The sequence below is a fragment of the Shewanella sp. NKUCC01_JLK genome, assembly GCF_019345615.1.
Taxonomy (GTDB): Bacteria; Pseudomonadota; Gammaproteobacteria; order Enterobacterales; family Shewanellaceae; genus Shewanella; species Shewanella oncorhynchi.
In genome coordinates this window covers 110,046-121,053 of sequence record NZ_JAHKRD010000019.1, presented here as the reverse complement: position 1 = coordinate 121,053, position 11,008 = coordinate 110,046, and the positions used below count along the sequence as shown (strand labels likewise).

Sequence of the window (11,008 nt, the reverse complement as noted above, 5' to 3'; positions counted from 1 at the left end):
CATGATTACCCCATATCAGCAGATAATTTGCTTTGTGCTGCGAAGAAACTAACTGAACTCTCATTAACTCATGGTTGTTGGGGTTATGAATTATGAGGGGATCCTACAGGGTTATACTTGGGCGTCTTTGTTGGCGTGGTATTTGGGTTTTTTAATGCAGTTTATTCAACCATAAGATGGGAACAAAAGTGTGTCCAACTAATTTTTTGCTCCCAATAAATGCCACTTCTGAATCTTCAAAGCATTACCCAAAGCTTTCAGAAAATTTCTATTTAACAATACAACTTATACATCCCCCCTATCAATCAAACCTCGGGGTGATTCAACACTGTGATAAAGTCGCAGCTACGCTGCAGCCTGCCCATATTTGTTATGTTTTTTCATGATTCAAACTGGAGACACTTTACCATACATATACTTCAGTCTTTTGGTATGACTAAAATGAATTTAAAAATCGCACTAAAATAAAAAAGCCTGCAAACGATTAAGTTTGCAGGCTTTTTAACTCTTATAAAAAGAGGAATTTGGTCGGTATGAGAGGATTCGAACCTCCGACCCCTGACACCCCATGACAGTGCGCTACCGGGCTGCGCTACATACCGAATTTTTAAGTATATTGCATACTTGTTCTGACTTAGCTAAATACAGTTTAGCGATAATCTTTACGGCTTTTGCTCAATTACTTATCACCTAAGATACTGTTTATGGGGTTTATCTTAAGCGAGCCAGAACTGTAGCAATTGCCTCGCAACTGCGCAAGGGCTTCATTACATCTCTTTGATCAACTGCTTAGTTTATGTTCTGAATGACACAATTTTCGTCGATAATGATTGCTCGATACTGATTACGACCATACTCAAACAGGATTTAGCTGCAGAACAGACATAATGACACCCGTTTACTAAATCATCATTCAATGCGAGTGCATATGGGCGAGTCGATACTCATCCATGCGCTCGAGTAGATACGGGAAAAATGGATTCCATTTCTGTCGTAACATTTCAGATGCTGACACACTATACAAGCCGCGCTCTCCCCGCGAAGCTGAGGCTCCGATTTGGATCCTATGTAAATCAGGCTGGATCACTGCGCCATAAAGCCCATCATCTATGCCAAAAGGTAGCGCAACATGGGATAAGGAATACACGCCTGCAGGCCAATATAAATCTAATATCCGCACGTTTTCACTGACCTGAGTGAGCACTTTACCCTGTGTGTCTATATCCTGTGTATCAAAATTTTGTTCATCTAAACCCAGTTCATCTAAACCAAAGTATCGCGCCTGAACCTGCGTGGTTTCATTACTGATATTTTCCACCACAGTGCCGCGATAATGTAACTCAGGGTTATTAATGTTCGCCAACAAGCCCGCAAGCGGATCATTGGACACCATCTTGGCATTTACATCGAGTCGGTTCATATCAAACAGCACTAGCTCATGACCTTTTTCTGGCAACGTTTGATACAGATGATTCACCACCGCCGCGGTTGAAACGGTTGCATCCACTACCGACTGAAAGGTGAGTATCGACGGAACTTGCGCCCGTTGCTTCGGCGTTAATCCTGCCAATAAACCTTGGTTACGCAGGGCTAATTGATAAACTACATCGCCCGCATTAACCGCAAAAGAGGTGTATTTAAAGGGATCGTACTCTACTTGAATACTGTTCCATTGCAGTTTATCCAGCTCCAACAATCGTCCTATCCAACTCTGCCAGCGTGCGGCCGCCGCAGATGGCGCTAGCCCTATCGCGGGAGAGATAAAAATCATTCCATCATAATCAGTGGCTTTATCATGGCTGATACGTTCTAACTCATGGTTCAGCGCGACGGCGGCACCCGTCGAAAAAGCCACCACAAATAATGGTTTATCTTTCAGAGTTTGCCGCATATGCGCTGTGGCTAAATTAACCGCTGCGGCCAGATCTTGCCAATAAAGCTCAGTCAATCCACTTGGAATCGTGCCATGCCCAGGCAATCTTAAACCGAGCACATGGGCTTTACCTTTAAAGTGTACTGCCACATTGGATAGAGCATAGGGCGAATCCGACATACCGTGGAGCAGTAATACTCCAAATTCGGGATTTGCCACAGGCCATTCATAACTGCGATTCCAATTTTGTGGCCAATGGGCAGGATCGGATAAGCTATTTTTGACATAGCGGTTCACTGGAGAAAATTCATTGGCGGGAATCTTTTTGACAACTTTGCGCTCAACTTCGGCGAATAGGCGCTCTTCTAGCGCTAAGTATTCATTAAAATTAGCGAGTTTAGTATTATAATGGAACTCATTTTCTAGCTCGACCGTATGCCAAAGTGACAGCTCAGGGCGCGCATTAAGAAAATAGATCCCTGTCGCGAGTAACGCCACCACTATGCCAGTACTCGCATACACTGCAGCTAAAAATAGGTGTTTTGTCGAACCTATGATGATGGCCTTCATCGCTGTTCCTACATGTAGATAAAATGTGCAACTAGATTATACGGGTAGATAAAAACATCCTTCAAACGTTTTACCGCGATAAAATCTACTAGTGTAATCACTCCAATTTAGTCACCCAAATTTACTCATCTCGCAATTTTATTAGCCGCATAGGCCTTAATCGGGTTAGGATCGAAAATAGTCTTATTCCAACGAAACTTATACGCTCTCGATGATAATCGGTAATCCACACGCTAGGTTCGTCTACTATCTTCCCACTGCGCCGCTGGTACCTGACAGCTGGCATTACACTCAGCCAGACGCTATCGCGACTCTCATCGCTCTCAATGGCAATCATTGGCGTAAGATCTTCACTATTATGGCAAAAATCAGCGCGGTTGGAGAAGATTGGCGCAGCTATCGTGACCAAGTGTTACTCAAGCAAAATGAAATGATCTGCATAGGCGCTATAGAGCTGATGGCAAACGCTAAGATTCATCTCATTACGGGGCAAGTGGCCGCAAATGCTTTAGGGCTCACCATGTCCGTGAACGATTCCGGTGCACAGCATTTAACTGCCCAAGATAAATCCATAACCGCACTTAAGCTGCCATCTTCGCCAGGACAGCATTGTTTACTCACGCCCTATTTGGATTATCGCCAGTACCCAAACCAACTGATCGCCCTGACACGGCAACACTTAGCAACGCCAGAGCCCCAACACAGTGAATAATTCCATTATGATTGTGGTAACGGCTGTCACCACAGCATTAGTCACCAAATAACAAAGGCATAAAAAAGCACTCGTGAACAGAGTTCAAACGAGTGCATATTCAAGGACGATTCAGGGTTAGTCGTAAATGGTTGGAATAGGCTGACGTTTATGCTGCGTCGCCTTATAAATACCAATCAACTTGTCCTCAACCGCCTTGCCAACGTCTTTACCCTCAAGGAAATCATCGATTTGCGCATAGGTTAGGCCAAGCGCGACTTCATCTTCGAGTAACGGTTTATTGTCTTCTAAATCCGCGGTCGGCGCTTTATAGACTAACGATTCTGGCGCGCCAAGATACGCGGCGAGTTGGCGAACTTGGCGTTTGTTAAGACCAAATAATGGCGCTAAATCGCAGGCACCATCACCCCACTTAGTGTAAAAACCTGTGATGTTTTCGGCGCTGTGATCTGTCCCCACCACAAGCCCGCCTACGAGTCCGGCGAGTTCATACTGGGCGATCATCCGCATACGGGCTTTGACGTTACCCTTCACAAAATCCACTTTCGCCACATCGGGCAAAGGCAATCCGGCTTCGGCTAACGCGGCAACGGTAGCGCTGTGCACACCATCAACACCTTGATGCACATTCACTGTGACCAATTTAGAAGGTTGAATAAACTGACACGCTAATTGCGCCTCATGCTCATCTTTTTGGATCTGATAGGGTAAGCGCACAGCGATAAACTGATAACCGCCTTGGCTATTTTCTTTGTTTAAACTGTCCACCGCTAACTGACACAAACGCCCAGCGGTAGAAGAATCCACCCCACCGCTGATCCCTAATACCAATGCCTTGCTACGCGCTTCTTTTAGTTTGGTTTTAATAAACGCGACACGACGTTGCACTTCGAACTCTGGCTCTATGGCCGTGAGTACCTTCATTTCTCTTAAGATTTGCGCTTTCACCGAAAATTCCACCTTAAATCATCGCTGTATTTGGACTACCTGAACCCGACTAACGTTAACATTTATTCGCAACTGCCTGTAGTTAAAATTAATGCTTAGTTAATTGATTATTGATAAACGCCATAAAAATAAGGGCAACAACGGTTTGCCGTTATTGCCCTAGCGTAAATCAGTCAGCTTAATACCAATACAGCTACCGACTTATCTTTCCCAGTAGGATTCTTCTAAGCTGTCTTCGCGCTCAGGTAAACCACGGGATAAACGCGGGCTATGCTGGGCTAAGACTTCGTAGGCGACGCGGTTAGCGTACTTACACACTTGAGAAAACGAGGAATAACATAGGCCATCACGCTTATGTTTACTTGAGCCTGGCACGTTAGTCTTGTGGAAAGTATTGGCCGCCAGATCGTGCAATAACGCCGATAATGCGCCATCGCCAGCGCCATTAGTGTTACCGATTTTTTCTGGGCCGCCCATGTAAGGTGAAATGTGGGCAAACACTTTGATTGGTGTTTCACAGTCACTTTTAAGCTTTGGACGGGAGAATTCGTAGCGGTTAAATTCAGGGATAGCACCCGGCAACAGCGTGTGAGTCGTTTCGCGTTTTTCTGAGTCCTCGGTATAACCCGCAGTATAAAGCCCGATTGGACCCGCTGTGGTTAATACCATGTCGCACCATTCCAAGGCTTTTTCACTGGCAAGCAGAGGATCCCGTGAACCCGTTAAAGCTTCACCTTCGTCTTCATTCATCGCCAAAATGGTAACATGTTCTTTGATAAAGTTTTGCCACCATTGTGGATCTTCTTCAATCAAGAAACGCGTGCCTAAGGTTAATACCACGGGAACTTCGGCGGCTTTTGCATATTCGATAGCGCACATGGCCGCATCAGTAATACGGTCGCCATCGCTTGCACGCATCAAATACGCGGTCAACACTAAGGCTGAACTGCCCTGCACCACGTCTTTATCGATAAATTCAGGTGTGAGTTTATCCATAGCGCCTTTGCTGATAGCAAATGTTCGCTCGCCGCACTCAGAAATCAGGGTAAAACAGCGACCGATAGGACCATCTACAGGTTGTAGAAAGTTAAGGTCGACTTTAGAAGAGGTATTACATAAATAGCGGTAGGCGTAACTGCCCACTTCGATATTTTGACTCATTACTCCAAACAGCACTGAACGGTCATCGGCCAAAATAGAATAGTTGTGTACTGTGTTACCAATAGTGCCACCAGCAAATTCATCGCTAATCAAACCATGAATTTTTAACTCAGTGTAGAGTCTGTGGGCCTGTTCATCATTGATCAAGGTAGAATTGCCTTTGGGCAAGCCATAACGGCTCAGCAATTCGTCTTCCACTTTCGCTTCGATATCCACTAAGGTTTGATCAATACCGCTGATATAGGTCGCAAACGGCTGAGGCTGTTGAGTCAGCTGTTCAAGCAGCGGATCTCGGGTTTTAACCGGAAAATAATGTTTAGATTTACGCTGACCGGGAAACTTCATAGTGGCTCTCTTTTCCTGGCATCCATGCTAATTGGCGTCTGCCGAGGCGGTCAAGCCAAGCAGCATCCTAAAAATATTGAGTCTAGGCTAGCGAGACAAAAAAACCACCCCTTAGCCGGAAGGGCGCAGATTCTATCACAAAATCAGTTCGAAGCCAGTGCTCCTATACCCAAACAACCTGAAGATGCAGGATTCAGCGGGAATTTAACGCACTTTAGGCAAGGCGGCTATTTGCAGACCTAGTGGGCTAAGTTAAAAATAGTCAACACAGTATAAAGTGCGTTAAAAAACGCCGGGACGGAGCGCCTAGGGCACTTCACTTCCGTGTTGCATCAATTCAAAAGGTGGCCGACATTCTGTCATTGATGCGCCTTGAATTGAATCACCCTAGGCGCTCTGAAACTCGTATCTTCAGGTGGCTTGGGTATGGGCCCAAGATACCGCTTGTTCTTGGATTAATTGCCGTAATAATTCAATGTGTAACTCATCGTCGTTCAAACAAGGGATAAACCGATAGTCGCTGCCACCCGCATGTAAAAAGGTTTCCTTAGCACCGATGGAGATTTCTTCTAAGGTTTCGAGGCAATCGGTCGCAAACGCAGGGCAAATCACATCGACACTTTTGATCCCTTGCGCAGGTAACTCGGCCAGTAATTTATCGGCGTAGGGCGTTAACCATTCTTCGCGGCCAAAGCGCGATTGGAAGCACACTTGCCATTGCGACTCGCTCAGCTCAAGTTTTTGCGCCAACAGTTTAGCCGTGACAAAACACTGCTCGCGGTATGGATCGCCCTCTTTCACATAACGCAGTGGAATACCATGAAATGACAAGAGCAACTTGTCGGCCTGCCCATGGGTTTTCCAGTGGCGCGTCACACTGTGTGCCAGCGCAGCAATATAAGCGCTATGGTCAAAATAGTCTTTATTAAAGCGAACCTGCGGCATGTCACGCACGGTTTTAAGATAACGGGCAACAGCATCGAACACACTTGCCACTGTCGAGCAGGAATATTGAGGATACAAAGGCAGCACAATAATGCGATCTGCCCCTTGGGCTTTCAGGCGTTCAAATCCCACATCGATGGAGGGATTACCGTAACTCATGCCCAGTTCAACCGGAATGGTCTGGTTAAAGGTTGCGCTTAAGTCCACCGCCAACTTTTGTGCTTGGCGTGCACTTATCACCATCAAGGGCGAGCCTTCCGGCGTCCACACGCTTTGGTAAAGTTTCGCGACTTTAGCCGGACGGGTGTTGAGAATAATACCGTTCAGCAGCGGTTGCCAAATCCACGGCGATAAATCGACGACACGCGGATCACTTAAAAACTGCCTTAAAAAGCGTTTAACGGCCTTAGGACTAGGTTGATCAGGCGTGCCGAGGTTAACCAATAACACACCAAAAGCAGGGGAAGGATTCAACGTTAGGCTCATGGTTAATGAAGTTCACTTGGAGGCTAACATTGCGATACCCATAAAAAAAGCCTGCATCAGCAGGCTTTTTCTTAATATGAGAACTTGTTCTCGTAAATTAACCTTTATTCGGTTATTTCAACACCCTAGCTAACTGCTCACTCACGGCCGCAACCGATTGAGTACCGTCAAACTTGTTGTATTGAGTTTGACCAGCGGCAGCCACTTTACCGTAGTATTCAACCAGCGGCTTAGTTTGCTCGTGATAAATCGCGAGGCGTTTACGCACAGTGCTTTCTTCATCATCTGGACGAATAGCTAAATCTTCGCCCGTCACGTCGTCTTTACCTTCCACTTTAGGTGGATTGAAAACCACATGGTAAACACGGCCAGAACCTGGGTGAACACGGCGACCGCTCATGCGCTTAACGATTTCTTCGTCTGGCACGTCGATTTCAATCACGTGATCAATGCTAATACCGTTTGCCGCCATCGCATCCGCCTGTGGGATAGTACGTGGGAAACCGTCTAACAAGAAACCTTTAACACAGTCTTCCTGTGCGATACGCTCTTTAACCAGACCGATGATCAGATCATCAGAAACCAGTTGACCAGCATCCATCACTTTTTTCGCTTCCAAACCCAGTGGAGTACCCGCTTTTACCGCGGCACGTAACATATCACCAGTGGAAATTTGTGGGATACCATACTGTTCCATAATGAACTGGGCCTGGGTACCTTTACCGGCACCTGGGGCGCCCAATAGGATAATGCGCATCTCAAGAGTCCTCTTTTCGCATTGATATTCTTCTTAGGGCGGCGATCTTCGCACATCTGGCCGCCATTGAGAAGGGTTTTAGCTTCGACTTTAGCCTCAGAAACCGCAAATAAACTGCGGTTACTAAGCGATTTTTTTCATTAATAGAGCAAAGTATAGAGCTTACGGCGGTATTGATTGGCTATGGGATTACCTTGGCCAAGTGCCGTTAATACTTCCATAAATACTTGTTTTACTGTGCCATTTTCAGCACCTAAATCTTTACTGAGCACACCGAATAACAGTTCTAATGCTTCATCATCGCGGTGAGCAGCATGCAATGCCTTACTCAGCTCGAGTAATAACACTAAATCTGTTGGATTTTGCTCAAACTTTTGCTGCAAATCGCGAATTTCAGGGGTATCCGCCGCATCTAAAGCAAGTGCGAGCTTAGCTTTTAAACTCTGGTAGTAACCATCTTGGTCAGCAAGCCCTACCTTCTCAAGCATGGCTTGTGCTAACACTAATTCGCCCTGCATAAGATACACATCGGCAAGCACTAGACTCACCTCACCCGCTTGATTTGACCCCGCATGCGCGTCTTTAAGCAACACGGCGGCAGTAGCAAGATCCTCTGCGCTAACTTGACTCAGGGCGAGTAATGCTTTGGCCTGTGCTAACTGTAACTGCCACATAGGCGGTAAATATTTATCCAGCATAGCCGTGACTTGCGCCGCATCTTGCTGGCCAGCAAAACCATCTACAGGCTGACCTTTATCCAATACTAACGTGGTCGGTAGACTTTGAATGCGAAAGTAATTGGCAATTTCTAATTCGGCTTCACAGTCAACTTTTGCGAGCACGAATCGACCCGCATTTTGCGCGGCAATTTTCTCTAAGGTGTGCAGCATAGCCACACTTTGTTCCTGCGGCTGAGCCCAAAATGCTAACACCACGATCTGTTGCATCGAGGCGTCAACCACTTGCTGAATATTGTCTTTAGTCAGACTGAGGATATTATCCATAGTATTCCCTTAACATTTAAGGCCTCTATCATGGGAGGCCTTATTCTTTTAAAACTAAGCGTTAGAACCAAGTCTTAAAATCGAGTCTTACCGCTAACGGATTGAGTGACAGGCTAGGCGCAAACCACTCTTCCTGCACTAGAAACAATATCGGGGCCGTTCAAAGAAGGGCCCCGATAGTCATTTACTTCATGTTAGCCAATAACATTTGGTTCATCAGCTTGATAAAGGCCGATGGGTCCGCAAGGCTACCTTTTTCAGATAATTGCGCCTGTTGCAGCAGCAGATTTGACCAATCCGCGAAGGCGGCTTCATCTTGAAGATCATTTAAGCGCGACACTAATGGGTGCGCTGGGTTGATCTCAAATGTCGGCTTCACTTCTGGCACAGGTTGACCCGCAGCTTGCATCAGCTTAATCATCTGAGTCGACATTTCGCCTTCACCCGCCACCACACAGGCTGGGGTGTCAGTTAAGCGTGACGTGACTTTCACATCCGCAACGGTTGAGCCTAATGCCGCTTTAATGCGTTCAACTAAAGCTACCGATTCTTGCTCAAGCTTTTCTTGCGCTTCTTTTTCAGATGCATCTTCCAGCTCGCCAAGTTCTAAATCACCACGGGTCACTGAGTGCAGTTGTTTCTCTTTGTACTCAGTTAAGTGGTTGATTAGCCACTCGTCGATACGCTCTGACATCAGTAAGACTTCAATGCCTTTCTTACGTAACAACTCTAAATGTGGGCTGTTAGCGGCGGCTTCATGGCTGTCGGCAACAATGTAATAAATCTTAGTTTGACCTTCTTTCATGCGGCTGATGTAGTCATCGAGTGACACAGTCGGCGCAGCACTGCCCGTGTGAGTCGAGGCAAAACGCAATAAGCCCGCGATACGCTCACGGTTGGCGAAATCTTCCGCAGGCCCTTCTTTCAGCACTTGACCAAATTCAGCCCAGAACTGTTGATATTTTTCCGCATCGTCTTTCGCCAGTTTTTCCAGCATGCCAAGCACACGTTTGGTGATACCAGTACGCATCGCTTTAGTCACGTGGTTATCCTGCAGAATTTCGCGGGATACGTTCAGCGGCAGATCGTTTGAGTCAATTAAGCCCTGCACGAAGCGCAGATAAGATGGCATAAATTGCTCAGCGTCATCCATGATGAACACACGTTGCACAAACAGTTTTAGGCCGTGTTTACGGTCGCGATTCCACATATCCCAAGGCGCTTTTGCAGGAATATACAATAGGTTAGTGTATTCTTGCTTACCTTCTACCCGATTATGACTCCACAGTAGTGCATCGGTATAATCGTGGGAAATGTGTTTGTAAAACTCTTGATACTCTTCGTCACTGATGTCAGCTTTATTGCGCATCCACAAAGCCGTGGCTTTGTTCATGACTTTCCATTGACCTTCGGTCGCAGGAATTTTTTCGCCATCAGGACCATCACGCTCTGGCGAGCCTTCTTGCCACATTTCGACTGGCACAGAGATATGATCTGAGTATTTAGTGATGATCGAACGCAGGCGCCAATCATCGGCAAATTCTTTTTCTTCGTCACGTAGGTGCAGCGTGATTTCAGTACCACGGCTCGCCTTAGTGATGGTATCAACGGTGAAGTTACCCTCGCCTTCTGATTCCCACAATACGGCTTCATCGGCCTTATGACCGGCAGCGCGAGTGCGAACAGTAACTTTTTTCGCCACGATAAAAGCCGAATAGAAACCAACACCAAACTGACCGATTAGCTGTGAATCCTTTGAGGATTCGCCCGATAGATTCTTAAAGAAATCAGCGGTGCCTGATTTTGCGATTGTGCCTAAATGCTCAATCACACCGTCGCGGGTCATACCCACGCCGTTATCTTCGATGGTCACAGTGCCTTTTTCTTTATCGGCACTGATACGGACTCGCAGTTCACCGTCGCCTTCATAGAGTGCGTCATTGGTCAACGCCAGATAACGCAGCTTGTCCGCCGCATCCGCAGCGTTGGAGACCAGTTCACGCAAGAAAATTTCTTTGTTGGAATACAAAGAATGGATCATCAAATGCAACAGCTGTTTGACTTCTGTTTGAAAACCATGAGTTTCTTGTTGTGACATGAAATTTTCCTTTATTTGTTACGTAATTTGGTAAAAGTAACGCTTAGTGTTTACTAAATGGGGCTCCAAATTTGCTTTTCAAGGGCAAGGGCTAAAACGAGGTTCGAAT

Annotated in this window: 8 protein-coding genes and 1 tRNA gene; 1 reads left to right on the top strand and 8 read right to left on the bottom strand. The window is 46.2% G+C overall.

Going from position 1 to position 11,008, the window contains the following annotated elements; genetic code table 11:
* Positions 1-525 precede the first annotated feature (525 nt).
* Together KO537_RS19000 and KO537_RS18995 are read right to left on the bottom strand one after the other, a co-directional pair.
* Positions 526-602: transfer RNA gene (locus KO537_RS19000), tRNA-Pro, on the bottom strand.
* A gap of 311 nt (positions 603-913) precedes the next feature.
* Entirely contained in the window at positions 914-2,443 is a 1,530-nt protein-coding gene (locus KO537_RS18995; protein ID WP_219235343.1) for an alpha/beta fold hydrolase, read from the bottom strand.
* A 211-nt stretch (positions 2,444-2,654) separates the two neighbouring features.
* On the opposite strand from KO537_RS18995, the gene KO537_RS18990 reads away from it, so the two are divergent.
* Positions 2,655-3,155: a hypothetical protein gene (locus KO537_RS18990; RefSeq protein ID WP_219235341.1), complete on the top strand. Its 501-nt coding sequence runs from the start codon at positions 2,655-2,657 to the stop codon at positions 3,153-3,155.
* Between the two features lie 117 nt (positions 3,156-3,272).
* Here the strand turns inward: KO537_RS18990 and nadE are convergent, their stop codons facing one another.
* The 6 genes from nadE to htpG form a co-directional block, all read right to left on the bottom strand.
* Positions 3,273-4,103, bottom strand: coding sequence for an ammonia-dependent NAD(+) synthetase (nadE, locus tag KO537_RS18985; protein ID WP_028759659.1), 831 nt, complete (start codon positions 4,101-4,103; stop codon positions 3,273-3,275).
* Between the two features lie 201 nt (positions 4,104-4,304).
* Positions 4,305-5,609 (bottom strand): inosine/guanosine kinase, encoded by a 1,305-nt coding sequence (locus tag KO537_RS18980; protein ID WP_028759658.1) that lies wholly within the window; start codon positions 5,607-5,609, stop codon positions 4,305-4,307.
* A 411-nt stretch (positions 5,610-6,020) separates the two neighbouring features.
* On the bottom strand, positions 6,021-7,040 hold the full coding sequence (hemH, locus tag KO537_RS18975) for a ferrochelatase (RefSeq protein WP_219235339.1): 1,020 nt from the start codon (positions 7,038-7,040) through the stop codon (positions 6,021-6,023).
* Positions 7,041-7,152: 112 nt separating this feature from the next.
* Positions 7,153-7,797 carry an adenylate kinase gene (adk, locus tag KO537_RS18970; protein WP_028759655.1) on the bottom strand — a complete coding sequence of 215 codons (645 nt, stop codon included), beginning with the start codon at positions 7,795-7,797 and terminating at the stop codon, positions 7,153-7,155.
* Positions 7,798-7,937: 140 nt separating this feature from the next.
* Positions 7,938-8,801: a tetratricopeptide repeat protein gene (locus KO537_RS18965; protein ID WP_219235337.1), complete on the bottom strand. Its 864-nt coding sequence runs from the start codon at positions 8,799-8,801 to the stop codon at positions 7,938-7,940.
* A 184-nt stretch (positions 8,802-8,985) separates the two neighbouring features.
* A complete protein-coding gene (htpG, locus tag KO537_RS18960; protein WP_028759653.1) occupies positions 8,986-10,899 on the bottom strand; it encodes a molecular chaperone HtpG in 1,914 nt (637 codons plus the stop codon).
* Between the last annotated feature and the right edge of the window lie 109 nt (positions 10,900-11,008).

What these genes read in the sequence shown, in the direction of transcription:
- KO537_RS18995 (WP_219235343.1), bottom strand. Translation starts at nt 2,443, where the DNA reads ATGAAGGCCATCATCATAGGTTCGACAAAACACCTATTTTTAGCTGCA.
- KO537_RS18990 (WP_219235341.1), top strand. Translation starts at nt 2,655, where the DNA reads ATGATAATCGGTAATCCACACGCTAGGTTCGTCTACTATCTTCCCACT.
- KO537_RS18980 (WP_028759658.1), bottom strand. Translation starts at nt 5,609, where the DNA reads ATGAAGTTTCCCGGTCAGCGTAAATCTAAACATTATTTTCCGGTTAAA.
- hemH (WP_219235339.1), bottom strand. Translation starts at nt 7,040, where the DNA reads ATGAGCCTAACGTTGAATCCTTCCCCTGCTTTTGGTGTGTTATTGGTT.
- adk (WP_028759655.1), bottom strand. Translation starts at nt 7,797, where the DNA reads ATGCGCATTATCCTATTGGGCGCCCCAGGTGCCGGTAAAGGTACCCAG.
- KO537_RS18965 (WP_219235337.1), bottom strand. Translation starts at nt 8,801, where the DNA reads ATGGATAATATCCTCAGTCTGACTAAAGACAATATTCAGCAAGTGGTT.
- htpG (WP_028759653.1), bottom strand. Translation starts at nt 10,899, where the DNA reads ATGTCACAACAAGAAACTCATGGTTTTCAAACAGAAGTCAAACAGCTG.